The sequence below is a fragment of the Blastococcus sp. SYSU DS0973 genome, assembly GCF_054051055.1.
This window is the reverse complement of sequence record NZ_JBJHAN010000001.1, coordinates 279,584-302,296: the sequence shown is the minus strand read 5'-3', so window position 1 is coordinate 302,296 and position 22,713 is coordinate 279,584. Positions and strand designations below refer to the sequence as shown.

Here is a 22,713-nt window from a genome sequence, read left to right as displayed (position 1 = left end):
CCGCGCTAGTGTCCGCCGCGACGGCCGGGGAGTCCTGCCGCGTCGGGGAGGTCGCCATGCTGCTGCACCGATCGGGCGTGCCGCTGCTCGCGCTGGCGTTGTTCGCCGGGCCGGCGCTGGCCGGCTGCGGTTCGGACCAGCCGGAGGAGTCGGCGGCCGAGCTGCTCGACCGTGCGAAGCAGACCCTCGACGAGGCCGAGAGCGCGCACTTCGCCCTCGACAGCGAGGGGGCCCCGAGCACCGGGACGGTGCTGGTCGGCGGGGAGGGCGACATCGCCCGCCCGGCGTCGTTCCAGGGCACGCTCCAGGTGCTCGCGCTGGGCTCCACGCTCGACCTCGAGGTGGTCTCCGTCGACGGCACCGTCTACGCGCAGCTGCCCTTCACCAGCGGCTTCGGCGTGATCGACCCCGCCCAGTTCGGCCTCGGCGATCCCGGCGCGCTGCTCGACCCCGAGACCGGCATCTCGCAGCTGCTCGCCGAGGCGACCTCGGCGGAGCTGGGGGAGGAGCGCCGGGTCGACGGCGAGGTCGTGCGCGAGGTGACCGCCGAGCTGCCCGGTGACCTGGTGGAGCAGGTGCTCGCCAGCGAGGATCCGTCCCAGCCGGTGCAGGCCCGCTTCTCCATCGCCCCCGACAGCGGTGAGCTGCGCCGGGCGGAGCTGACCGGCCCGTTCTTCGCCGCCGGCGAGGACGCCACCTACATCCTCGAGCTCAGCGACTTCGGGGCCGATGTCGAGATCACCGCGCCGGCCACCGGCTGAGGTCCCGGCCGCCGCCCGCCAGCTGGTGCCCGGGCGGGCAGTGATCGCCCTCGCCAGCCTCGCCGTCCTGGTCACGGCGGCGGACACCTACGTCGTCGTCCTGGCGCTGCCCGACATCCTCACCGGCGTCGGCGTCAGCCTGGACGAGCTGCAGAAGGCGACCCCGATCGTCGGCGGGTTCCTCCTGGGCTACACCGCCACGCTTCCGCTGCTCGGCCGACTGGCCGACCTCCGCGGGCGGACCCCGGTGCTCGTCGGCTGCCTGCTGCTGTTCGCGCTCGGGTCCCTGCTGACCGCGACCGCCGTCTCCCTCGGCCCGGCCGTGGCGGGCCGGGGGCTGCAGGGCATCGGCGCGGGTGGACTCGTCCCGGCCACCCTGGCACTGGTCGCCGACCGCTGGCCGCCGGAGCGCCGGTCGGTCCCGCTGGGGGTGGTGGGGGCGGTGCAGGAGGCGGGCGCCGTCCTGGGGCCGCTGGCGGGTGCCGCGGTGCTCGCCGTCGCCGACTGGCGGGCGATCTTCTGGCTCAACCTGCTGCTGGGGCTGGGCCTCGCCGTCGGTGCGGCGCTCACCGGGCGGATGCGCCGGCCGGACCCCGTCGGGCTGGCGCTGGCCTTGGTGGCCGCCGGTGCGCCGGCCCTGCTGCTGGCCGAACCCCCGGCGCTGGCCGAGGACGTCACCCTCGGACTGCTGTACGTTCCCCTGGCCGACGGCTGGTCGTGGACCACGCCGCTGCTGCTGGCCGGCATCCTCGCCACCGCGGCCCTGGTGGCCCGCAGCCTCGCCCGGCCGGCGGGTGCGGTGCTGCCGCTGCGCGGCCTGGGCCCGCTCGCCCGGGAGGTCGACGCCGTCGGCTCGGCGCTGGCCGTGGTCGCGCTGGGCACGCTGGTCTGGGCGTTCGCCGCCGCCGACCCCTCGCGCGGGCAGGTCGTCGCGCAGGGGGAGGTGCTGCTGCCGCTGGCCGCCGTCGCCGGGGTGCTGTTCGTCCGGCACGAGCGGCGCGCGTCCGACCCGGTCCTGCCCCTGGCGGCGCTGCGCCCGGTCGGCGCGTGGGGCGCCCTGCTCGTCAACGTCTTCGTGGGGGCCGCGCTGGTGGCGGCGCTGGTCGACGTCCCGCTGTTCGCCCGGGCCACCACCACCCCCGGTGACCAGCTCGGTGCGGCGCTGGTGCTGCTGCGCCTGCTGATCGCCGTGCCGGTCGGCGCCGTCGCCGGGGGCTGGCTCTGCCGGGTGGTGGCGCCGCGCGTCGTCGCCGGTACCGGGATGGCGCTGACCGCGATCGCGTTCGTCGCCATGACCGGGTGGGACGCGCGCTCGCTGGACGGCGGCTGGTCGACTGTGGTCCTGCTCGCCGCCGGCCTCGGCTTCGGCCTCGCGATCGCGCCGGTGAACGCCGTGCTGCTGGCGGTGACGCCGGGCGCGGTGCACGGGAGCGCCGGTGCGCTCGCCGTCGTCGCCCGGACGGTGGGCATGCTGGCCGGGCTGTCCCTGCTCACCGCCGTGGCACTGCGCCGGTTCTCCGCCGAGGTGGCGGCGATCGGCACGCCGATGGAGCTGTGCCCCACCAGCCCTGCCGACTGCGCCGCCTACGACGCCGCGACCGACGCCGCGCTGCTGACCCAGCTGCACACGGTCTTCGCCGGGGCCGCGATCGCCGCGGGGCTGGCCGCGGTCCTGGCGGTCGTCCTGCTCCGCGAACAGGTGAAGAGCACGAGACCGGCCTGAGCCACGGCGTCCGACGTCCAGCTGGACGCGGTGGGAGACTCTCACCGAGCCGCCCCAACGGCTCCCGGACGAGTGGTGCCGTACCCGGTGTGCGACAAGACGGCGCCAGAGAGGCTCGTCATGGCGTGGCTGGTGCTCATCGTCTCCGGAGTGCTGGAGGCGGTGTGGGCGGTCTCCCTGGACCGTTCGGACGGGTTCACCCGCCCGGTGCCGACGGCGGTCTTCTTCGTCGCCCTGGCGGGGAGCATGGGTGGCCTCGCCCTCGCCCTGCGGGAGTTGCCGCTGGGCACTGCCTACGCGGTGTGGGTCGGCATCGGCGCCGTGCTCACCGTGACCTGGGCCATGGTCACCGGGGCTGAGCCGGTCTCGCTGGTCCGGCTGCTGCTGCTCGCCGGGATCGTCGGCTGCGTCGTCGGCCTCAAGGTCGTGAGCTGAGCCGCGCGCCGGCCGAGTGGGCAGTTGCTGCCGGTCCTGACGGCAGGTCGGCGCGTGTCGGCGACCGCAACTGCCCACTCGGGCGGATGGCCGGCGTCAGAGGGTGAAGACGATCTTTCCGTTGGTGCGGCCCTCGAGCATCCGCTGGAAGCCCTCGCGCGCCTGAGCCAGCGGGAGCTCGACGTCGATCTGCGGGCGGACGCCGGCGACCCGGCACATCTGGATGAGCGCCTCCAGTTCGGACTTCGTGCCCATCGTCGACCCGATGACCGACAGCTGGGTGAAGAAGACCCGGTTGAGCTCGGCCCCCGGGTTGAAGCCGGTGGTCGCGCCGGAGGTGACCAGCACGCCGCCGGGCTTGAGCGACTTGATGCTGTGGCTCCACGTCGCCTCGCCGACGGTCTCCATGACGCCGTCCACCCGCTCGGGCAGCCGGGCGCCGCTCTCGAAGGCCTGCTCGGCGCCGAGCGCCAGCGCGGCCGCCCGCTTCTCCTCGCTGCGCCCGGTCACCCACATCCGGTAGCCGGCGGCGCGGCCCAGCACGACGAGCGCGGTCGCGACGCCACCGCTGGCGCCCTGCACGAGAACTGTCTGGCCGGGGCGCAGGCCCGACTTCACGAACAGCATCCGGTAGGCGGTCAGCCAGGCGGTGGGCAGGCAGGCGGCCTCCGCGAAGGACAGCTCCGCCGGCTTGGGCAGCAGGTTGCGGCGGGGGACGGCGACCTTCTCGGCCATCGACCCCTGGTGCACCTCGGAGAGCAGCGACCGCTTGGGGTCCAGCGTCTCGTCGCCCATCCAGTCCGGCGTGGAGATGACCCCGTGGACGACCACCTCGTTGCCGTCCTCGTCGATGCCGGCGGCGTCGGTGCCGAGGATCATCGGCATCCGCTCGGCGGGCAGGCCGATGCCCTGCAGGCTGAACAGGTCGTGGTGGTTGAGCGAGACCGCCTTCACCTGGATCGTGGTCCAGCCCTCGGGCGCCTCAGGTTCGGGCCGTTCACCCACGTCGAGGACGGAGAGCGGGTCCTTCGGAGCGGGGGTCGACACGAAAGCAGCCAGCATGGTCCGGACGCTATGACACGGCCGGTCCGCGGGCGACACGACCCGTCCTGAGCGGGCTCGGCCGCATGCGATCCGCTGCTGGTCCAGGTAGCTCCCGGCGGTGCCAGCGTCGGCCAGCGGGTGCACGGCCACGCCGAACGGCGTCTGCTGCGCTGGGTCGAAGACCTGGAAGGCGCTGTGCATGCCCCAGCTGTCAGCGGACGACGGCTCTGGTCCGCTTCCGCGCTCCGGTCCGCTCCTCGCTCGTTCCTCGCTGCGATGCTCCCGGAGCTGTCAGCGGACGACGACGACGAACTCCCCGCGCGGGACGAACTCACCGATGACCGGCGCCCCGGGGATCTCCCCGCCCACCAGCAGCCCGCCGGAGGTCTGCGCGTCGGCGAGCAGGAGCGCCTCGTCCTCCGGGACCGCCGACAGGTCGGCGTGCGGGCGCACCCAGTCGAGGTTGCGCCGGGTGCCACCCGAGACGAACCCGGCGGCGAGCGCCTCGCGGGCGCCGGTCAGGTACGGGACGGCGGCGGCGTCGACCACCGCGGTGACCCCGCTGGCCCGGGCCATCTTGTAGAGGTGCCCCAGCAGCCCGAAGCCGGTGACGTCGGTGCCGGCGCGGATCCCGGCGGCGACGGCGGCCTGCCCGGCGTCCCGGTTCAGCGTGGTCATGGAGGCGACCGCTTCCTCCGACACCTCGCCAGTGGCCTTCATTCGGCTGTTGAGCACCCCGACGCCGAGCGGCTTGGTGAGGGTCAGCGGCGTACCGGCGACCGCGCCGGAGTTCGTGATGATCCGGTCGACGTCGACCACGCCGGTGACGGCCATCCCGTACTTGGGCTCGGGGTCGTCGATGGAGTGCCCGCCACCGACGTGGCAGCCGGCCTCCTGGGCGACCTCCAGCCCGCCGCGCAGCACCTCGGCGGCGAGCTCGGCGGGCAGCACGTCGCGCGGCCAGCCGAGCAGGTTGACCGCCACGACCGGGGTACCGCCCATGGCGTAGACGTCGGAGAGCGCATTGGCCGCAGCGATCCGCCCGAAGGTGCGGGCGTCGTCGACGACGGGCGTGAAGAAGTCGGTCGTGAGAACCAGCCCCTGGCCGCCGGCGATCCGGACGACCGCCGCGTCGTCGCCGTCGTCGAGGCCGATCACCAGCTCGGCGTTCGGCGATGACGGGCCGGTGGCCGTCAGGCCGGCGACGACGGACTCCAGCTCACCGGGCGGGATCTTGCAGGCGCACCCCCCGCCGTGGGCGTACTGCGTCAGCCGGATGGTCGGGGCGGTGGTCGTCACGGCCTCGAACGTAGTCCGGCCGGCCCTCCGCCGCGGCCGCCGGGCAGCACCACCAGCCGCGGTGGCCGGGGCTCCTCCGGCGTGCGGCGAGCGCGGCCGGCCGGGTGCCGCGATCGCACACCGGAGGACGCCTCGGCTGCCGGGGCTGCGCCCACGCCGGCGAGGTCGCGCGCCACTGCCACCTCGCCGGTGGCCTCGGCGCTCTCGATGCGGTCCTCCCGGAACCAGCGGGGGGCCTGCCGTTTCCGGCACCACGCGACGAGGAACCAGTGATCGCCGCTGCGCGCGAGGAGTTGCGGCTCGACCTCCCGTCGCGAGGAACGCCCGCGGCCGTCGCGGTACTGCACGGCCAGCACCTGCCGGCCGGCCACGGCGCGTTCGAGCAGCACCCGGATCTCGGCCGCGCGACCGGCCTCGGCGCTCACCCACAGGCTGGTGGCGAGCAGCTGCGCCCGCCGTCGCGAGTCCGGTTCGAGCACGGCCAGCACCTTCTCCAGGGCGCCGCGCCCGGCGTCGGCGTAGGGACCCTCGGGGGAGGCGGCGAGGGCGACGGCGACCGCTGCCGCCTCCTCCGGCGTGAGGGTGACCGACGGCAGCGTGGCGGGGGAGCGGGACCCGGTGCGCTTCACGGGAGGCATGGTCGCACCACCCACCGACAGCTCCGGGACGACGGCGGGGACGTAGTCTTCCGGGCGGAGGCGTCAGGGTGTCTGGTGGCCCCCGCGGCCTCTAAAGCCGACGTGGCCGAGCATCTCGGTCAGGCGGGTTCGATTCCCGTCCGCCTCCGCCACCTTCCCCGCACATACGCTGCGGGGCGATGAGCCAGGATCCGCAGGGCACCGACCCCCGCCGGCAGGTGCCGCGCACCGACACCCTGCTCGCCGATGCGCGGCTGGCCGCGGCCGGCGAGCGGCTGGGTCGCGGCCTGGTGAAGCGCGCCGTCCAGCAGGTGCAGCAGCAGGTCCGCGCCGGCGAGGTCGCCCCCGACGCCGCCGTCGACGCCGTCCTGGCCGAACTGCCCGCGACGGCGTCCAGCCTGCGCCCGGTGCTCAACGCCACCGGCGTCGTCGTGCACACCAATCTCGGCCGAGCGCCGTTGTCGCAGGCGGCCGTCGCCGCGGTCGTCGCCGCCAGCGGCACCACCGACGTCGAGCTCGACCTGGCCACCGGCCGTCGTGGCCCGCGCGGGGAGGCGGCGATCGCGGCCCTGCTCGACGCCGTGCCCGCCGCCGAGGCCGCGATCGTGGTGAACAACTGCGCGGCCGCGCTGGCGCTGGTCGCCACCGCGCTGGGGCAGGGGCGGGAGCTGGTGCTGGCCCGCGGCGAGCTGGTGGAGATCGGCGACGGCTTCCGCATCCCCGAGCTGCTGCAGACGACCGGTGCCCGGCTGCGCGAGGTCGGCACCACCAACCGCGTGACGCTCGCCGACTACCGCGGCGCCCTGGGGCCCGCCACCGGCGCCGTGCTCAAGGTCCACCCGTCGAACTTCGTCGTCCGCGGCTTCACCCGGTCCGTGGACGCGGGAGAGCTGGCCGGGGCCCTGGTCGGCACGGGCGTCCCGCTGGTCGCCGACGTGGGGTCCGGGCTGCTGCGCCCCTCCGCCCTGCTGCCCGACGAGCCCGACCTGCAGACCACCCTGGCCGCCGGCGCCGACCTCGTCCTCGCCAGCGGGGACAAGCTGCTGGGCGGTCCGCAGGCCGGCCTGGTCCTCGGTCGGGCCGAGCTCGTGCAGAGGCTGCGTCGGCACCCGCTGTACCGCGCGCTCCGCGTGGACAAGACCACGCTGGCCGCGCTGGAGGCCACGCTCCGCGGTCCGCTGCCGCCGGTGCAGGAGATGCTGACCGCCGGCCAGGAGGGGTTGCACCGTCGGGCGCGGGCCCTCGCCGCCCGGCTGTCGGCCGCCGGGGTGCCGGCCGAACCGGTGGACGCCGACTCGCGCGTCGGCGGGGGAGGGGCGCCGGAGCACCCGCTGCCCGGTGCGGCCGTCGCCCTGCCGGAGCCGTTCGCCGAGCCGCTGCGCCTGGGCGCCACCCCGGTGGTCGGTTACGTCGAGGACGGCCGGACCCTGCTGAACCTGCGCAGCGTCCCGCCGGAGGCCGACGACGACCTCGCCGCCGCCGTGCTGGAGGTGGCCCGACGGTGGACGTGATCGCCACTGCCGGGCACGTGGACCACGGCAAGTCCGCGCTCGTCCGGGCCCTGACCGGCATGGAACCCGACCGCTGGGCGGAGGAGCAGCGCCGCGGCCTGACCATCGACCTCGGCTTCGCCTGGACGACCCTGCCCTCGGGACGCCGGCTGGCGGTGGTCGACGTCCCCGGGCACGAGCGGTTCGTCGGCAACATGCTCGCCGGCGTCGGCTCGGTGCCCGCCGCCCTCGTGGTGGTCGCGGCCGACGACGGCTGGTCGGCGCAGACCGCCGAGCACGTCGCGGTCCTGGACGCCCTCGGGGTGCGGCACGCGCTGGTCGCCGTCACCAAGGCCGACCTCGCCGACCCCACGCCGGTGCTCGCCGACGTCACCGAGCGGCTGGCCGGGACGTCGATGGGCGCGGTGCCCGGGGTGGCGGTCAGCGCGGTGACCGGCGCCGGGCTGCCCGAGTTGACCGGCGCGCTGGAGACGTTGCTGGCCGGGCTGCCCGTGCCGGACTTCGCGGCGCCGGTGCGGCTCTGGATCGACCGCGCCTTCACCATCACCGGCGCCGGGACGGTGGTGACCGGCACGCTCGCCGGCGGTTCCGCGGCGCCGGGCGACCGGTTCCTCCTGGGCGACCGCGAGGTGACGGTGCGCGGTGTCCAGTCCCTCGGCGAGCCGGTGGAGCGGGCCGACGCCACCGCCCGCGTGGCGGTGAACCTGCGCGGGATCGCGGTCGAGGACCTGTCCCGCGGCGACGCGCTGCTCACGCCGGGGGCGTTCCGCCTCACCGACGTCGTCGACGCCACCCTCACCGCCGAGCCCGGCGAGCGACTGCCCACCGAGCCGGTGGTGCACGTCGGCTCGGCGACGGTGGGCGCCCGGCTGCGCCCGCTGGACGGCGCGGCGGTGCGGCTGCGCCTGGACCGCCCGCTGCCCCTCCGCGTCGGGGACCGGCTGCTGCTGCGCGACCCGGGCGCCCGGCGGGTGCTCGGCGCCGACGTGCGCGACGTCGACCCGCCGGAGCTGCGCCGCCGCGGTGCCGCCCGGCAGCGGGCCGCCGAGCTGTCCGCCCAGCCGGAGGGTGCGGGAGGGGCCGCGGCGGACCTGGCCCGCCGCCGGATCGTCCGTGCCGCCGACTTCACCGCGATGGGCTGGCCGGTGCCGCCCGGCGCGACCCGTCACGGACCGTGGCTGCTCGCCGCGGGGCTGGCGGAGGAGCTGGCGGCCCGGGTGCCCGACGTCGTCGGCCGCTACCGGCGGCTGCGCCCGCTGGAGCCGGGGCCGCCGGCCGAGGTGGTGCGCCGCGCCCTCGACCTGCCCGACGCCGACCTGGTGCCCGCGCTCGTCCGGGCGCCGCTGGTGCTGCGGGCCGGACGCGTGGTCGACGGCGCTGCGGACCTGCCGCCGGAGGTGCAGCGGGCGGTCGACGGGATCCGCGCCCGGCTGGCGGCCGACCCGTTCGCCGCCCCCGAGGCGCCCGACCTGGTGGCCGCGGGGCTCGGCGTGCGGGAGCTGGCCGCCGCCGTCCGCAGCGGGCAGCTGGTGCGGGTGGGGGAGGGCGTCTACCTGGCTCCCGGGATCGCCGGGACCGCCCGGGCACGGCTGGCGGACCTTCCGGAGCCGTTCACCCTCAGCCAGGCCCGCCAGGCCTGGGGGACCAGCCGCCGGGTGGCCGTTCCGCTCATGGAGTGGCTGGACGGCCAGGGCGTCACCGTGCGGCAGCCGGACAACACCCGTCGGCTGCGCTAGTGGCCTGCTCGGGCCTCCGCGCTCCGAGGGTGGCTCCCGTGGTTCCGCACCTGGCGTGCAGGGGCAAGGCGCGGGCGTTCGCGATCGAGACCGCCGGCACGTTCGACGTCGACGCCGGGCCCGACCTCTGGTTCAGCGGGCCGGGCGAGGTCCGCCTGGAGTTCGAGGGGAGCGCGGACATCCGCTACCTCGGCCGGATGATCGCCACCTACGTCCTCTGAGCCCAGTCGGTCTGCCGGGAGTGGTCCTCCGTCAGCCCGCGGAGGGCACCCAGCGGGCCGGGCGCTTCTCGCGGAACGCCGCGATGCCCTCCTGGCCCTCCTCGCCGGCGAAGAACCGCGCCGAGAGGTCGAGCAGCCGGTCGAAGGCGAGGGCCGGCTGCCGGGCGCGCAGCAGCCGCTTGGTCTCGGCCAGCGCGGTGGGCGCCCCGGCGGCCAGCGCGGTCAGCTGGCCGGCGAGCACCGCGTCCAGCTCGTCGTCGGCCGCCACGACGTCGACCAGGCCACCGGCGGCCGCGGTGGGGGCGTCGAAGACCTCGCCGGTGAGCATCAGCCGGTGGGCGACGTGGGTGGTCATCCGGGGGAGCACCACCGCCGAGATCACCGCCGGCACCAGCCCCAGCCGCACCTCGGAGAACGCGAAGGTGGCAGACGACGCCGCGACGACGACGTCGCAGGCGGCCAGCAGCCCCACGCCCCCGGCGCGCGCCGGCCCCCGCACGACGGCGACGACCGGCTTGGGCGCCGACCACAGCTGCTCGAGCAGCTGCGGGAATTCCCGCACCCCCTGGTCCTCCGACGAGCCGCCGGACGCCTCGGCGAGGTCCATCCCGGAGCAGAACACCCGCCCGGTGTGGTCCAGGACGACCACGCGCACCGCGTCGTCGGCGAGGGCCTCGTCGAGCGCCCTCCGCAGCTGGGCGCGCATCGCCCGGGACAGCGCGTTGCGGTTGGCGGGGGAGTCGAGGGTCAGCGTGGCGACGCCACCGGACACGGACACCTGGAGCACTCGGTCGGAGGTCACGTCCGGCATCCTGCCGCGCTCGGGCCCGCGCGCGGCACACTGGGAGCAGATGAACACCGTCCTGCCGCTGCTGACCGACGCGGGCCCGGCCCCCGGGTCCCCCGGCCCCGACCGGCTCCCCGACAGCGCCCGCGCCGGTCTGGCCACCACGCCGTTCGGGCTCTACGTGCACGTGCCGTTCTGCGCCACCCGCTGCGGCTACTGCGACTTCAACACCTACACCTCCGAGGAGCTCGGCCCGGGCGCCAACCGGAGCGAGTACGCGGGCACCGCCATCGCGGAGCTGCAGCGGGCCGCCCGCACCCTGGGACCGGACCTGCCGACGGTCGCCACGGTCTTCGTCGGCGGCGGCACCCCCACCCTCCTGCCGGCCGACGACCTCGCCGCCGTCCTCGCCGCGGTCCGCGAGCTGTTCCCGGTGGCCGACGACGTCGAGGTGACCACCGAGGCCAACCCCGAGACCGTCTCACCCGGCTCCCTGGCCCGGCTCCGCGAGGCCGGCTACACGCGGGTGAGCCTGGGCATGCAGTCCGCGGCTCCGCACGTGCTGGCCGCGCTCGACCGGCGGCACACGCCGGGTCGCGCCGTCGAGGCCGCGCACGAGGCCCGGGCCGCCGGGTTCGAGCACGTCAACCTGGATCTGATCTACGGTACGCCGGGGGAGACCGACGCCGACTGGGCCGCTTCGCTCGACGCCGTCCTCGCCTCGCCGGTGGACCACGTCAGCGCCTACGCGCTGATCGTCGAGGAGGGCACGAAGCTGGCCCGCCGGGTACGGCGCGGCGAGCTCCCGATGCCCGACGACGACGTCCTCGCCGACCGCTACGAGCAGGCCGACGTGACCCTGGGCAGCGCGGGCTTCCGGTGGTACGAGGTGTCCAACTGGGCCACCTCCGACGCGGCGCGCTGCCGGCACAACGAGCTGTACTGGGCCAACGCCAACTGGTGGGGGATCGGCCCGGGCGCGCACAGCCACGTCGGCGGGCTCCGCTGGTGGAACGTCAAGCACCCGGCTGCCTACGCCGACCGGCTGGCCCGCGGCGAGAGCCCGACCCAGGACGCCGAGCTGCTCGACGACGCCGACCGCGCCCTGGAGGCGGTCATGCTCGGCCTCCGGCTGCGCGACGGGCTGCCGCTCACCGCGCTGACCGAGACCGGCCGGATCCGCGCCGCCGAGGCCGTCGCGGAGGGCCTGTTGGAGGCGCCCGCGCACGCCGCCGGGCGCGCCGTCCTCACCGACCGGGGCCGGCTGCTGGCCGATGGGGTGGTGCGCGACCTGACCGATTAGGGGACCCCTGCCCCCACCGCCCGCAGGCTTGCGACGGGTCGCTGCAGGGGGCCCGGGCGAGGCCACGCGCCGACCGGTTCATCCGAAAGAGCGAGGTTCGGGCCGCCGTCCTGGGCTATGGTCCCCGTTCCGGCAACGGCGCCGGGTGTGGTCGAGGGGGTGGTCGGTGGTGCCCGTATCAGGAGTGCGCCCGGCCCCGTCACCTGACGCCCCGGTCGCCACCCCGGCCCCGCCGTTCGCGCTGTCCGGCGGTATGCGGCTCGCCCTGGCGATGAACCGCCGCGCCCGCGGACTGCGCGGGCTCGACGTCCTCCGTCGCAGCCAGGACCGGGCCCCGCCGCAGGTCTGCTGACTCCGTTCCGCAAGTCGCCCCCCCGCCCGTCCTGACGCGCCACCGACCGGTGACCGCGTTCTTCCCCGTTGGCAGAAGGAGATCCGCATGTCCGCCAGCACCGATGCCATGACCGCCTCTTCGGCGGACCGCTTCCGCAGCCTGCTGGAGGCCCAGCGCACCGACTGCGTCCAGCAGCGGGAGGAGGCCCTCGCCGAGTGCGCCACCTCGGTGCCCGACCCGGTCGCCCAGCGCCGCAGCACCGACCTGCAGCTGACGATCGAGGAGATCGACGCCGCTCTCGCGCGGATCGAGGGCGGCACGTACGGCCGGTGCACCGGCTGCGGTGCCGCGATCCCCGAGGAGCGGCTGGAGCTGCGCCCGTTCGCCCGCACCTGCGTGGCCTGCACCGCCGCCGCCTGATCCGCCGGTCGCCGGCCGGACCTGACATCCGTCAGATCCGGCCGGCGACGTCCGGCACTACTGACCGGGCTCCGTGCGCGGCACGCTCCGGGGCGTGGAGCTCGCACCTGCCCTCGCCCGCGGGCTGTCCGTCCGCTACGGCGGCACGGTGGCCGTCCACACCCCGGTGCCGCAGACGGAGGTGTTCGCCGTCGGCGTGCTGCTCGCCCTGCCGAGCCTGCTGCTCGTGGCGCGTCGGCGACCGCGCTACGCCGTCGCCGGCTGACGTGGCTACCGTCTTCCGGATGGACATGTCGAGCCGCTGGCAGCAGCTCGGGTGGGCGCTGCCGTGGTTGCTGTTCCAGCTCTTCCCCGTGCTCGACCTGGTCGCCACGCCGCGGCCGGCCGGCGTGCGGATCGCCGCCGCGCTGATGCTGATCGGCTTCACCGCGGCCTACCTGAGGGTGTTCGCCCGCGCGTTCGCCCCCGGGTGCTCCCCGGCGTACCGCGAACTGGCGGTCGTCGCGGTGCTGGGTGCGGGGCTCGGGTTCTGGCTGGGCGCGCCGTGGGCCGGGCTGATGATCTACCTCTCGGCCGCCGTGGCCGTCACCCTGCCGGACCGGTGGGTGTGGCCGGCCGTGCTGGGTGCGACGGTGGTGTGCGCCACGGTGGCCCTGCTCGACGACGCGCTCGGCGACGTCTTCTTCCTGCCGGTGCTGTGCCTGCTCACCGCCTTCGCGCTGCGCGGCACGCGCTACCTGATCACGGTGAACGCCGAGCTCACCGAGGCCCGCGAGGAACTGGCCCGGCACGCCGTGGCCGGGGAGCGGCTGCGCTTCGCCCGCGACCTGCACGACCTGCTCGGCCACAGCCTGTCGCTGATCGCGCTCAAGAGCGAGCTCGCCGGCCGGCTGGCCGAGCGCGACCCGGCCCGGGCGAGGCAGGAGATGGCCGACGTCGAGGCCGCGGCCCGGCGGGCGCTCGCCGAGGTGCGCGACGCCGTCAGCGGTTACCGGCAGGTCGGCCTGGCGGAGGCGCTCATCGAGGCGCGCTCGGCGCTCTCGGCCGCGGGCATCGCGCTGCGCGCCCCGGCGCCGGGCGAGCCGCTGCCCGGGCAGGTGGACGCGGTCCTCGGCTGGGTGGTCCGCGAGGCGACGACGAACGTGCTGCGGCACAGCGACGCTCGCACGGTCGTGGTCGACCTGACGACCACGGATGACGTCGTCGAGCTGACGATCACCGACGACGGGCGGGGCAGCACCGCCCCGGCCGGCGACGGGCTCAGCGGGCTCGCCGAGCGGGTGGCGAGCGCCGGCGGGCGGCTGGCGCACGGCCCCGCCGACGGCCGCGGGTTCCGCCTCAGCGCCGTCCTCCCGTCGTCGGCACCGGCTCCCGCCGGGCGCGCTCCCGAGCGGGCGGGGGCGCCGTGATCCGGGTGCTGCTGGCCGAGGACCAGACGATGGTCCGCGGGGCGCTGCGCGCGCTGCTGGAGCTGGAGGAGGACATCGAGGTCGTCGCCGAGGTGGGCCGCGGGGACGCCGTCGCCCCCGCCGCGGTCGAGCACCGGCCCGACATCGCGCTGCTCGACATCGAGATGCCCGGCGCGGACGGGCTCACCGCCGCCCGGGAGCTGGCCACGGCCCTCCCGTCGTGCCGGGCGGTGATCCTCACGACCTTCGGGCGGCCGGGCTTCCTGCGCCGCGCCATGGAGGTCGGCGCCGCGGGGTTCCTGGTGAAGGACGCCCCCGTCGCCGAGCTGGCCCGAGGCATCCGCGCGGTCATGGCCGGCGAGCGGGTGATCGACCGCGACCTCGCCGCCGCCGCGCTCGCCATCGGCGCGACGCCGCTGTCGACCCGGGAGGCGGACGTGCTGCGTGCCGCGGCCGGGGGCGCGACGGTGGCCGACATCGCCGGCCGGCTGTTCCTCTCGGAAGGGACCGTGCGCAACTACCTGTCGTCGGCCATCGGCAAGACCGGGGCGCGGACCCGGGTGGAGGCGGCCCGGGTGGCCGAGGAGAAGGGCTGGCTCTAGGAGCACCCCGTGCGCAGGCTGACGGTCAGCTGGGGCGCGTGCCGGGCACCGGGGGCTGCGCGGGGATCGAGGCGGTCGCCGGCCCCGTCTGCGTCTGCACCGGGGTGAGGGCGTCGAGGTCGAGCACCCGCACGTGGATGACGTTGCGCTGCTGCAGCGCGGCCCGCAGCGCCCGGTGCAGGCCGTCCTCCAGGTACAGCTCCCCGTGCCACTGCACCGCGTGCGGGAAGAGGTCGCCGTAGAAGGTCGAGTCGTCGGCCAGCAGCGCGTCGAGGGCCAGCTCGCGCTTCGTCGTGGTCAGGGTGTCCAGCCGTACCTGCCGGGGCGGGATCATCGCCCAGTCGCGGGTGGACAACCCGTGGTCGGGATACGGGCGGCCGTTCCGCACGCCTTTGAAGATCAGGGGACCGACCTCCGCTCTCCGCCCCGTCCGGGGGCACCGACCGACACCACCCTAGACGCCGTGCGGAGCCGCCGTCGGCTGCTCCTGACGGCCCCGTCCAGGAGCTCGTCGCGAGCCTGCGAGCGGGGAGGAGGACGGGGTCCTTCGCGTATGCTGGGCTGGCACTCTGTCCGTGCGAGTGCCAGGCCGGGGCCGTCCCCGGTCGGCCCGCCGCCCGCGGGTCCCGCATGCGGGGGCGCTGCAGCACGGCGCGTCGACCGGTACGGGGAGGTGTCACCGTGGCGCACGACGAACGCCGCCTGGAGGTGCTCCGGGCCATCGTCCAGGACTTCGTCTCCACCAACGACCCGGTGGGCAGCAAGGCCCTGGCCGACCGCCACGACCTGGGCGTGTCCCCGGCCACCATCCGCAACGACATGGCGGTGCTGGAGGAGCAGGGATACATCACCCAGCCGCACACCAGCGCCGGCCGGGTGCCCACCGACAAGGGCTACCGGCTGTTCGTCGACCGGCTGTCGGCGGTCAAGCCGCTGTCGGCGGCCGAGCGCCGGGCGATCGAGCGGTTCCTCGACGGGGCCGTCGACCTGCACGACGTGCTCGGCCGCACGGTGCGGCTGCTGGCGCAGCTCACCCGCCAGGTCGCCGTCGTGCAGTACCCGACGCTCTCGCGCAGCGCCGTCCGGCACCTGGAGGTGGTCCACGTCGGGGCCGGCCGGCTGCTCCTGGTGCTGATCACCGACACCGGCCGGGTCGAGCAGCGGGTCGTCGACTGCCCGGCCGACGTCGACGCCGGCGCCGTGCCGGAGCTGCGCACCCTGCTGAACTCCGCGTTCGTCGGGGTGAAGCTCGGCGAGGCGGGTGGCAAGGTGCCCGGTCTGCTGGACACCGCGCCCGCCCACCTGCGGAGCCTGGTCGCCGCGGTCAGCGCGACGCTGGTGGAGACCCTCGTCGAGCCCAGCGAGGACCGGCTGGTCATCGGCGGGACGGCGAACCTCGCCCGGGGGAGCGCGATGGACTTTCCCGGCACGATGCAGCCGCTGCTCGAGGCGCTCGAGGAGCAGGTCGTCGTCCTGCGCCTGATGAGCGAGGTCGACGCAGGCACCGTGCTGGTGCGCATCGGTGAGGAGAACGCCCACGAGGCGCTGACCGGCGCCTCGCTGGTCACCGTCGGGTACGGCTCCGCGGACCGGGCGCTCGGCGGCCTCGGCGTGGTGGGGCCGACCCGCATGGACTACCCAGGGAACATGGCCGCGGTCCGTGCCGTGGCCCGCTACGTCGGCCACCTGCTGGCCGAGAGCTGAGGACGAGACTTTCCATGGCAACCGACTACTACGGCGTGCTGGGCCTGGCCCGGGGAGCCACCGATCAGGACATCAAGCGCGCCTACCGGCGGCTGGCCCGTGACCTGCACCCGGACGTCAACCCCGACCCCGAGGCCAAGGAGCGCTTCCAGGAAGTCACCCGCGCCTACGAGGCGCTGACCGATCCGGAGAAGCGCCGCATCGTCGACCTGGGCGGCGACCCGTTCGACAGCGGTGGCGGGGCGGGCGCCGGCTTCGGCGGCGCCGGGTTCGGCGGCCTGGGCGACATCATGGACGCCTTCTTCGGCGGCGCGGCCACCCGCGGGCCGCGCAGCCGCACGCGCGCCGGCCGGGACGCGCTCATCCCGGTCGAGTTGGAGCTGGACGAGACCGTCTTCGGCGTCACCAAGGACATCACCGTCGACACCGCGGTCCTCTGCGACACCTGCGCCGGCGCCGGCACCGCCCCGGGCACCCACGTGGCCACCTGCGCGACGTGCTCCGGCCGTGGCGAGGTGCAGAGCGTGCAGCGCGGCTTCCTCGGCCAGGTCGTCTCCAGCCGCCCCTGCCCGACCTGCTCGGGCACCGGCCAGGTCATCCCCGAGCCCTGCCCGAAGTGCGCCGGTGACGGCCGCGTCCGCGCCCGCCGCACCCTGTCGGTGAAGGTGCCTGCCGGGGTCGAGGACGGCATGCGCATCAGGCTAACCGGGCAGGGCGAGGTCGGCCCCGGCGGCGGCCCGGCCGGTGACCTGTACGTGGAGGTGCACGAGCGGCCGCACGACGTGTTCACCCGCGACGGCGAGGACCTGCACTGCCGGGTCACCCTGCCGATGACGTCGGCAGCCCTGGGCACGACGCTCAACCTCAAGACGCTGGACGGCGAGGAGGAGCTCGACATCCGCCCCGGCACCCAGTCCGGCAGCGTGCTGACCCTGCGTGCGCATGGCGCCCCGCGGCTGCGGGCCACCGGGCGGGGAGACCTGCTGGTGCACGTCGAGGTGCAGACGCCGACCAGGCTCGACGGCGAGCAGGAGAAGCTGCTGCGCGAGCTCGCGGCCCTGCGCGGCGAGGACCAGCCGGAGTCGCACCGCGAGGCCCAGGGCGGCCTGTTCTCCCGGGTCCGCGACGCCTTCAACGGGCGCTGAGCGTGAGTTCCCCGGGCCCGGAGCTGGACGGCGCGCCCCTCTTCCTGGTCGACGACCTGCCGGAGACCGACGAGCTGCTGGTCGACGGGCCCGAGGGGCGGCACGCCGTCGAGGTGCTGCGGCTGCAGCCGGGGGAGCGGGTGCACGTCAGCGATGGCCGGGGCGCCGTGGCGGAGGGCGACGTCGTCGCCGCCGGGCCGCAGGGGCTGCGGGTGGCGGTGCGGACCCGCGTCGAGGTGCCCCAGCCGGATCCCCAGTTCGTCCTGGTGCAGGCGCTGCCGAAGGGCGATCGGGGCCCGCTGGCGGTCGACCTCGCCACCGAGCTCGGCGTCGACCGGATCGTGCCGTGGCAGGCGTCGCGCTGCGTGACCCGCTGGCGCGACGACCGGGTGGGCAAGGGCGTCGCCAAGTGGCGCGCCGCCGCTCGGGCCGCGAGCAAGCAGTCCCGCCGGCCGCGGCTGCCCGAGGTGACCGAGCCGATGACCACCCGCGAGGTCTGCGGGCTGCTCGACGACGCCGACCTCGCCGTCGTCCTGCACGAGCAGGCCCGCCGTCCCCTGGCGGAGCTGCCCCTGCCCGAGGCGGGCACGGTCGTGATCGTGGTCGGCCCGGAGGGCGGGCTGTCCGACGGCGAGGTGGTCGCCTTCCGCGCCGCCGGTGCTGAACCGGTGCGGCTGGGTCCCGAGGTGCTGCGCACGTCCACGGCCGGCGCCGCGGCGCTGGCCGCCCTCTCCGCGCGGACGCGCTGGGCGTAGGCAGGCCCGGTTCGCCGTGCCGCGGGGCCCGGAGGATGGCACTGCCACCTCACCTCACCGCAGGGCGGCTCGGGCGCGGTCGCTGACCAGGTCCACCAGGAAGGTCAGCAGCACGATCGCGGCGAGCACGGTGGTGACGCCCGCCCAGTCGAACGCCGACGTCCGGGCCGACAGCAGGACACCGATGCCGCCGGCGCCGAGGAGGCCGACCAGCACCGTGTCGCGGATCGCCACCTCCCAGCGGTAGAGCGAGAGGGCCAGCACCGGGCCGGCGAGCGCAGGGGCGGTGCCGTACAGCCACCGGCCGGCCGGGGAGGCGCCGGCGGCCCGCAACGCCTCGGCCGGGCGCCGGTCCGCCTCCTCGGCCGCCTCGCCGACGAGCCGGCCGAGGACGCCGAGCGTGTACACGCCCAGCGCCAGGGCGCCGGGCAGGACACCGGGCAGCAGGACGAACAGCAGGACCAGCGCCCACACCGGCGGCGGCACCGCGCGCAGCAGGAGCAGGGCCAGCCGGGTGAGCACCCCGGCGGTGCGGCGGACCGGCCCGGACGGACCCGGGGGACGCGCCGCGAGCGCCGCCAGCGCGACGGCGCCGGTGGCGGCGAACGCGATGGCCAGCACCGACATCCGCAGCGCGTCCAGGGCGGTGGCCCAGACGTCGCCGAGCAGGTCGCTGTCGACGGCGGGCGGCCACGCGGCCGCGGCGACGTAGGACACCTGCTCGCGGGTGCGGGCGGAGACCAGCGCGGCGGGGGAGAGCGCCAGGTACCAGACCGCCCAGCCGACCGCGGCGGCGACGGCGAGGACCGCGCCGGTGAGCAGCGGGTCGCGCCGGTGCCCGGTGACGGGCGGGGGTGCCGTGACCCGGCGGCGCACCGCCCGGCCGCCGACGTCGGCCAGCAGGCACAGCAGCGCCAGCGCGTAGACCGTCGTCCAGACCTGCTCCCAGCGCAGCGACGTGAACGACAGCGCCAGCTGGTAGCCCAGCCCACCGGCGCCGATCAGGCCCAGGACGACGGCGGAGCGGACCGCGCACTCGAGCCGGTAGAACGCGTAGGACAGCAGCCCGCCGGCGGCCGGGGGCAGCAGGCCGTAGAGCGCCGCCGTGCCGCGCCCGGCTCCTGCGGCGAGCAGCGCGTCGTAGCTGCCGCGGGGCACCTCGTCGAGCAGGTCGGCGAAGACCTTCGCCGTGATCGCCCCGTAGGGGACCGCGATGGCCAGCACGCCCACCCACGGGTCCAGCCCGAGCACGTTCACCAGCAGCAGACCCCACACCGCCTCGTGCAGCCCCCGGGGCAGCGCGAGGGCGCCGCGGGTCAGCAGCCAGCCGGTGCGCCGCCCGCCCCAGGCGGTGCGGGAGACCGGCACCGCGGCCAGGGCGCCGAGCAGCACGGCCAGCCCGGCGCCGAGGACGGCGTAGGCGACCGTCACCAGGGTGGAGCCGGCGACGACGGCGAGGAACTCCCCGCTCACCTCCGGACGCAGTGCGGCGGCGAGGAACCGGCCGGCCTGGGCGGCGCCGGTGGGGTTGAGCACCGGCCCGGAGAACAGGCCGCTGCCGGCCAGTGCCCAGCCGACCAGGGCGGTCCCCGCCAGCGCCCACGCCCACCGCCGCCGGCCCCGGCGCAGCGGGGCAGCCGGGGGCGCTGCCCGGTCGAGGGCGGCCGTCACCGGGTGACGCCGTAGAACTGCTCGAGGTCGGCCACCGTCAGGGCGCGGGCGGGGGCGTCGAGGACGACGCGGCCGGCGGCCAGCCCGACGACCCGGTCGCAGTGCCGCAGGGCCAGCGCCGGGTCGTGCAGGCAGGCCAGCAGTGCGCCGCCCCGACCGGTCGCCAGGTCGCCCAGCAGTCCGAGGGCGAGGTCGGCCAGGGCCGGGTCCAGGGCGGACGCCGGCTCGTCGGCGAGCACGAGGTCCGGCTGCTGCACGAGGAGGCGGGCGACGGCGACCCGCTGCCGCTGGCCGCCGGACAGCCGGTCGGTGCGCTCGTACATCCGGTCGGCGAGGCCCACCAGGTGCAGCGCGTCGCGCACCGTTTCGGGGTCCTGCGGGCAGAGCAGCGACCACGCCGCCCGGGCGGCCGGCCAGGCGCCCAGTCGCCCGGCGTTGACGTTGTGCACCACCCGCAGCGCGCCGGTCAGCTCTAGGTGCTGGTGCACCGTGCCGGTGCGGGCCCGTAGCCGACGCAGTTCCCGCCCGCGCAGCGCCGCGGGGTCCCGGCCGAGCACCCGCACCTGCCCCGCCGTCGGCGCCACCGCGCCGTTGAGCACGTTGAGCAGCGTCGACTTGCCCGCTCCCGAGGCACCCACGACGGCGACCCGCTCGCCCGCGGCCACCACGAGGTCCACCCCGGCCAGGGCGGGCGTGCCGCCGAAGCGGACCTCGATGCCGGTGAGCCGCGCGACGTCGCTCAGTTGATCAGCCCGAGGTCGCGGCCGATCTCCTCGATCTGCTGGTAGTTCGCGGCCTCGGTGGGGATGAACGACCCCGCGCCGAACAGGTCGAGCACCTCGGCGTCGGCGGGGTCGTCGGCAGACAACCCGGTGAAGTACCCGGTGAGCCGGCCGGGCAGGTCGGCGCCGAGTCGCTCGACGGCCGAGGGGCCCAGCAGCCAGTGGTAGTCGTGGTAGGCCGGTGTGCGGGCGTAGGCGACCACCGCCGGGTCCACCTCCCCGGCCTGGCTGCGGCTGGTCCACACCTGCTCGTTGAGCACGCCGGCCTGGTAGCTGCCCGCCGCGACCAGCGCGAGGGTCGCGTCGTGGGAGCCGGAGAAGCCGGGCCCGCCCGGGAAGCCCTCCGGATCGACGCCCGCCTCGCGCAGGAAGTACGCGGGCATCAGCCGCCCGGAGGTCGACGTCTCGCTGCCGTAGGTGAAGCGCAGGTCGCCGAGCGGGGCGAGGTCGTCGGACGGCGTCAGGCCGGTGGCGGCGTTGACGACGAACACCGAGTGGAAGTTCTCGTCGATGTCCCGCTGGGCGATCGGGACGGCGCCCCGGGTCTGCAGGCGGGCCTGCACGCCGGTGAGGCCGCCGAACCAGACCAGGTCCAGGTCTCCGGTGCGGAACAGCGAGACCGCGGCGGCGTAGTCGGTGACGGGCACGTAGGCGATATCCAGGTCGAGGGCCGCGGCGAGCGAGTCCGCGACCGTGCCGTGCAGCCGCTGCAGGACCTCGGGGTCCTGGTCGGGGATCGCGCCGATGCGCAGCGGGCGGGGGCCGGCGTCCGGTTCGGTGGAGCCGCACCCGGCGAGGGCGGCGGCCAGCGCCAGCCCGGTGCCGGCGATCAGGGCCCGGCGGGAGAAACGGGGGAGGAGGGGATCGGTGGCGGGATCGAGGCCACCCGACCGGGCGGCGGCTGTGCCGCGCACTACGTGCGCGCAGCGGGGACGGGACGGGGCACGGGGACCTCCGGCGGGCGGGGAGAAGGGGCGCCCCATCCTGCACCCCGTGTGGCGGGACCGGCGCGCCGCGGCGCCGACGCGCGGCCCGGGGGCCCGTGTCGGTCACGTTATCGGCACGTTTCGCACGCCCCTGCCGGGAGGCGGGAGGCGGGTGCTTACTGTGACGGCCGTAAACCGGTCGACCGGCCTCGGTCGGCCCACGATGCCCGGGTGGCACGGGCAGGGCCCGCCCGCCCCGGGGGAACCGCGCGGCCGCCTCGTCGGGGTACGCGCGGTCGTCGTGCTCGACAAGGGAGAGACATGCGCACCAAGCTCCACACCGTCGCCGCGGCCGGCGCCGCGGCCCTCCTCCTCGCCTCCTGCGGCTCCGGTGAGTCGGACGGCGGGGACTCCGCCGCCTCCGGGGCGCTCACGGGCGAGGGCAGCGGCGAGTCCTGCACGATCGAGGGCGAAGTGCCCCTCGGCGCCGTGCTCAGCCTCACCGGCGCAGCCGCCAGCTACGGCGAGTCGCAGCAGCGCGGCCTGCAGCTGGCCGCGGCGGAGCTGGCCGAGCAGGGTGGCGTCACCTACGACCTCACGATCGAGGACGACCAGACCGACCCGCGCCAGGCCATCACCCTGTTCGACCAGTTCGTCTCCGACGGCGTGAGCCTGATCATCGGGCCCACGCTGTCCAACGCCGCGGTCCAGGCCGACCCGATCGCCCAGGAGGCCGGCGTCCCGGTGCTGGGCATCTCCAACACCGCCGCGGGCGTCACCGAGATCGGCGACTACATCTTCCGCGACTCGCTCACCGAGCAGGCGGTGATCCCGCAGACGGTCGCCCAGGCCACCGAGCAGTTCGGGCTCCAGGACGTCGTGGTCATGTACAGCAACGACGACGCCTTCACCGAGTCCGGCTACGAGGCGTTCGCCGCCGCGCTGGAGGAGGAGGGCGTCAACGTCAGCGAGACGATCACCTTCTCCAAGTCCGACACCGACTTCCGCGCTCTGCTGACCCAGGCCCAGGAGAGCAACCCCGACGCGCTGGTCGTCTCGGCGCTGATCGAGGCCGCGGTTCCGCTGGTCACCCAGGCCCGCGAGCTGGGCATCGACGTGCCGATCATCGGCGGCAACGGGTTCAACAACCCGACGCTGATGGCCGACGCCGGGGAGGCGGCCGAGGGCGTCGTCGTCGGTGCCGCCTGGAACTCCGCGTCCGACAACCCGGAGAACCAGGCGTTCCTCGAGGCATACGAGGCCGAGTACGGCGCCCAGCCCGACCAGTTCGCCGCCCAGGCCTACACCGGGCTCAAGCTGGTCGACCACGCCGTGCGCGCCAACTGCTCCGCCGAGCGCGACAGCATCCAGCAGGCGCTGGGGCAGATCGAGGACGTGCCCACGGTCCTCGGCGAGTTCTCCATCGACGAGAACCGGGACGCCGACCACCCGGCTGTCGTCCAGGTCGTCGAGAACGGCCAGTTCGCCGTCCTGGAGTGACCCGCTC

Annotated in this window: 24 protein-coding genes, 1 tRNA gene and 1 riboswitch; of the genes, 17 read left to right on the top strand and 8 right to left on the bottom strand. The window is 75.9% G+C overall.

Going from position 1 to position 22,713, the window contains the following annotated elements; genetic code table 11:
- Positions 1-56: 56 nt before the first annotated feature.
- The 3 genes from ACI791_RS01515 (at position 57) to ACI791_RS01505 (ending at position 2,919) form a co-directional block, all read left to right on the top strand.
- Positions 57-761, top strand: coding sequence for an LppX_LprAFG lipoprotein (locus tag ACI791_RS01515; RefSeq protein WP_456584420.1), 705 nt, complete (start codon positions 57-59; stop codon positions 759-761).
- A complete protein-coding gene (locus tag ACI791_RS01510) occupies positions 730-2,484 on the top strand; it encodes an MFS transporter (RefSeq protein ID WP_456584419.1) in 1,755 nt (584 codons plus the stop codon). The genes ACI791_RS01515 and ACI791_RS01510 overlap by 32 nt, the downstream gene beginning before the upstream one ends.
- A gap of 43 nt (positions 2,485-2,527) precedes the next feature.
- Positions 2,528-2,593: riboswitch (guanidine-III (ykkC-III) riboswitch) on the top strand.
- A gap of 11 nt (positions 2,594-2,604) precedes the next feature.
- Positions 2,605-2,919, top strand: a complete 315-nt coding sequence (locus ACI791_RS01505; protein WP_456584418.1) for a DMT family transporter — start codon at positions 2,605-2,607, stop codon at positions 2,917-2,919.
- Positions 2,920-3,015: 96 nt separating this feature from the next.
- On the opposite strand, the gene ACI791_RS01500 is transcribed toward ACI791_RS01505, so the two are convergent.
- The 3 genes from ACI791_RS01500 to ACI791_RS01490 all read right to left on the bottom strand — a co-directional run bounded on the left by ACI791_RS01500 (position 3,016) and on the right by ACI791_RS01490 (position 5,891).
- Complete coding sequence (locus ACI791_RS01500) at positions 3,016-3,981, bottom strand: zinc-binding dehydrogenase (RefSeq protein ID WP_456584417.1); 966 nt, start codon at positions 3,979-3,981, stop codon at positions 3,016-3,018.
- Between the two features lie 273 nt (positions 3,982-4,254).
- The gene (gene selD, locus ACI791_RS01495) at positions 4,255-5,262 is read right to left on the bottom strand and encodes a selenide, water dikinase SelD (RefSeq protein WP_456584416.1); all 1,008 of its coding nucleotides are present in this window, start codon (positions 5,260-5,262) and stop codon (positions 4,255-4,257) included.
- The gene (locus ACI791_RS01490) at positions 5,259-5,891 is read right to left on the bottom strand and encodes a helix-turn-helix transcriptional regulator (protein ID WP_456584415.1); all 633 of its coding nucleotides are present in this window, start codon (positions 5,889-5,891) and stop codon (positions 5,259-5,261) included. Before ACI791_RS01490 ends, selD begins: the two co-directional genes overlap by 4 nt.
- A 65-nt stretch (positions 5,892-5,956) precedes the next feature.
- On the opposite strand from ACI791_RS01490, the gene ACI791_RS01485 reads away from it, so the two are divergent.
- From ACI791_RS01485 to ACI791_RS01470, 4 genes are all read left to right on the top strand, one after another.
- Positions 5,957-6,052: transfer RNA gene (locus ACI791_RS01485), tRNA-OTHER, on the top strand.
- Between the two features lie 27 nt (positions 6,053-6,079).
- Positions 6,080-7,411 carry an L-seryl-tRNA(Sec) selenium transferase gene (gene selA / locus ACI791_RS01480; RefSeq protein WP_456584414.1) on the top strand — a complete coding sequence of 444 codons (1,332 nt, stop codon included), beginning with the start codon at positions 6,080-6,082 and terminating at the stop codon, positions 7,409-7,411.
- A complete protein-coding gene (gene selB, locus ACI791_RS01475) occupies positions 7,402-9,147 on the top strand; it encodes a selenocysteine-specific translation elongation factor (RefSeq protein WP_456584413.1) in 1,746 nt (581 codons plus the stop codon). The genes selA and selB overlap by 10 nt, the downstream gene beginning before the upstream one ends.
- A 38-nt stretch (positions 9,148-9,185) precedes the next feature.
- Positions 9,186-9,368: a PH domain-containing protein gene (locus ACI791_RS01470; protein ID WP_456584412.1), complete on the top strand. Its 183-nt coding sequence runs from the start codon at positions 9,186-9,188 to the stop codon at positions 9,366-9,368.
- 31 nt (positions 9,369-9,399) lie between these two features.
- Here ACI791_RS01470 and ACI791_RS01465 read toward each other — a convergent pair whose 3' ends face one another.
- Positions 9,400-10,170, bottom strand: a complete 771-nt coding sequence (locus ACI791_RS01465) for an enoyl-CoA hydratase-related protein (RefSeq protein WP_456584411.1) — start codon at positions 10,168-10,170, stop codon at positions 9,400-9,402.
- Positions 10,171-10,219: 49 nt separating this feature from the next.
- Here ACI791_RS01465 and hemW point away from each other — a divergent pair, with 49 nt between their 5' ends.
- The 6 genes from hemW to ACI791_RS01435 all read left to right on the top strand — a co-directional run bounded on the left by hemW (position 10,220) and on the right by ACI791_RS01435 (position 14,223).
- Positions 10,220-11,458, top strand: a complete 1,239-nt coding sequence (hemW, locus tag ACI791_RS01460; RefSeq protein ID WP_456584410.1) for a radical SAM family heme chaperone HemW — start codon at positions 10,220-10,222, stop codon at positions 11,456-11,458.
- Between the two features lie 169 nt (positions 11,459-11,627).
- A complete protein-coding gene (locus ACI791_RS01455; RefSeq protein WP_456584409.1) occupies positions 11,628-11,810 on the top strand; it encodes a hypothetical protein in 183 nt (60 codons plus the stop codon).
- Positions 11,811-11,897: 87 nt separating this feature from the next.
- Complete coding sequence (locus tag ACI791_RS01450; protein WP_456584408.1) at positions 11,898-12,212, top strand: TraR/DksA family transcriptional regulator; 315 nt, start codon at positions 11,898-11,900, stop codon at positions 12,210-12,212.
- Positions 12,213-12,306: 94 nt separating this feature from the next.
- The gene (locus ACI791_RS01445) at positions 12,307-12,477 is read left to right on the top strand and encodes a hypothetical protein (RefSeq protein WP_456584407.1); all 171 of its coding nucleotides are present in this window, start codon (positions 12,307-12,309) and stop codon (positions 12,475-12,477) included.
- A gap of 19 nt (positions 12,478-12,496) precedes the next feature.
- Complete coding sequence (locus ACI791_RS01440; RefSeq protein WP_456584406.1) at positions 12,497-13,621, top strand: sensor histidine kinase; 1,125 nt, start codon at positions 12,497-12,499, stop codon at positions 13,619-13,621.
- Complete coding sequence (locus ACI791_RS01435; protein ID WP_456584405.1) at positions 13,618-14,223, top strand: response regulator; 606 nt, start codon at positions 13,618-13,620, stop codon at positions 14,221-14,223. The genes ACI791_RS01440 and ACI791_RS01435 overlap by 4 nt, the downstream gene beginning before the upstream one ends.
- A 25-nt stretch (positions 14,224-14,248) precedes the next feature.
- Here the strand turns inward: ACI791_RS01435 and ACI791_RS01430 are convergent, their stop codons facing one another.
- The gene (locus ACI791_RS01430; protein ID WP_456584807.1) at positions 14,249-14,623 is read right to left on the bottom strand and encodes a type II toxin-antitoxin system VapB family antitoxin; all 375 of its coding nucleotides are present in this window, start codon (positions 14,621-14,623) and stop codon (positions 14,249-14,251) included.
- A 281-nt stretch (positions 14,624-14,904) separates the two neighbouring features.
- On the opposite strand from ACI791_RS01430, the gene hrcA reads away from it, so the two are divergent.
- Genes hrcA through ACI791_RS01415 form a run of 3 tightly spaced genes read left to right on the top strand, consistent with a single transcriptional unit; the run spans position 14,905 to position 17,827 of the window.
- Positions 14,905-15,927, top strand: coding sequence for a heat-inducible transcriptional repressor HrcA (gene hrcA, locus ACI791_RS01425; RefSeq protein ID WP_347060024.1), 1,023 nt, complete (start codon positions 14,905-14,907; stop codon positions 15,925-15,927).
- Between the two features lie 14 nt (positions 15,928-15,941).
- A complete protein-coding gene (dnaJ, locus tag ACI791_RS01420) occupies positions 15,942-17,072 on the top strand; it encodes a molecular chaperone DnaJ (protein WP_456584404.1) in 1,131 nt (376 codons plus the stop codon).
- Positions 17,073-17,074: 2 nt separating this feature from the next.
- Positions 17,075-17,827 carry a 16S rRNA (uracil(1498)-N(3))-methyltransferase gene (locus ACI791_RS01415; RefSeq protein WP_456584403.1) on the top strand — a complete coding sequence of 251 codons (753 nt, stop codon included), beginning with the start codon at positions 17,075-17,077 and terminating at the stop codon, positions 17,825-17,827.
- Positions 17,828-17,881: 54 nt separating this feature from the next.
- On the opposite strand, the gene ACI791_RS01410 is transcribed toward ACI791_RS01415, so the two are convergent.
- From ACI791_RS01410 to ACI791_RS01400, 3 genes are all read right to left on the bottom strand, one after another.
- Entirely contained in the window at positions 17,882-19,498 is a 1,617-nt protein-coding gene (locus ACI791_RS01410; RefSeq protein WP_456584402.1) for a PhnE/PtxC family ABC transporter permease, read from the bottom strand.
- A complete protein-coding gene (locus tag ACI791_RS01405; RefSeq protein ID WP_456584401.1) occupies positions 19,495-20,175 on the bottom strand; it encodes a phosphonate ABC transporter ATP-binding protein in 681 nt (226 codons plus the stop codon). The genes ACI791_RS01410 and ACI791_RS01405 overlap by 4 nt, the downstream gene beginning before the upstream one ends.
- Positions 20,176-20,237: 62 nt before the next feature.
- The gene (locus ACI791_RS01400) at positions 20,238-21,194 is read right to left on the bottom strand and encodes a putative selenate ABC transporter substrate-binding protein (RefSeq protein ID WP_456584400.1); all 957 of its coding nucleotides are present in this window, start codon (positions 21,192-21,194) and stop codon (positions 20,238-20,240) included.
- A 333-nt stretch (positions 21,195-21,527) separates the two neighbouring features.
- On the opposite strand from ACI791_RS01400, the gene ACI791_RS01395 reads away from it, so the two are divergent.
- Positions 21,528-22,706, top strand: coding sequence for an ABC transporter substrate-binding protein (locus ACI791_RS01395; RefSeq protein WP_456584399.1), 1,179 nt, complete (start codon positions 21,528-21,530; stop codon positions 22,704-22,706).
- The last annotated feature ends 7 nt before the right edge of the window (positions 22,707-22,713 follow it).

Coding starts and splice junctions, on each gene's coding strand:
- ACI791_RS01515 (WP_456584420.1), top strand. CDS start 57: ATGCTGCTGCACCGATCGGGCGTGCCGCTGCTCGCGCTGGCGTTGTTC.
- ACI791_RS01510 (WP_456584419.1), top strand. CDS start 730: ATGTCGAGATCACCGCGCCGGCCACCGGCTGAGGTCCCGGCCGCCGCC.
- ACI791_RS01505 (WP_456584418.1), top strand. CDS start 2,605: ATGGCGTGGCTGGTGCTCATCGTCTCCGGAGTGCTGGAGGCGGTGTGG.
- ACI791_RS01500 (WP_456584417.1), bottom strand. CDS start 3,981: ATGCTGGCTGCTTTCGTGTCGACCCCCGCTCCGAAGGACCCGCTCTCC.
- selA (WP_456584414.1), top strand. CDS start 6,080: ATGAGCCAGGATCCGCAGGGCACCGACCCCCGCCGGCAGGTGCCGCGC.
- hemW (WP_456584410.1), top strand. CDS start 10,220: ATGAACACCGTCCTGCCGCTGCTGACCGACGCGGGCCCGGCCCCCGGG.
- ACI791_RS01450 (WP_456584408.1), top strand. CDS start 11,898: ATGTCCGCCAGCACCGATGCCATGACCGCCTCTTCGGCGGACCGCTTC.
- ACI791_RS01440 (WP_456584406.1), top strand. CDS start 12,497: ATGGACATGTCGAGCCGCTGGCAGCAGCTCGGGTGGGCGCTGCCGTGG.
- dnaJ (WP_456584404.1), top strand. CDS start 15,942: ATGGCAACCGACTACTACGGCGTGCTGGGCCTGGCCCGGGGAGCCACC.
- ACI791_RS01395 (WP_456584399.1), top strand. CDS start 21,528: ATGCGCACCAAGCTCCACACCGTCGCCGCGGCCGGCGCCGCGGCCCTC.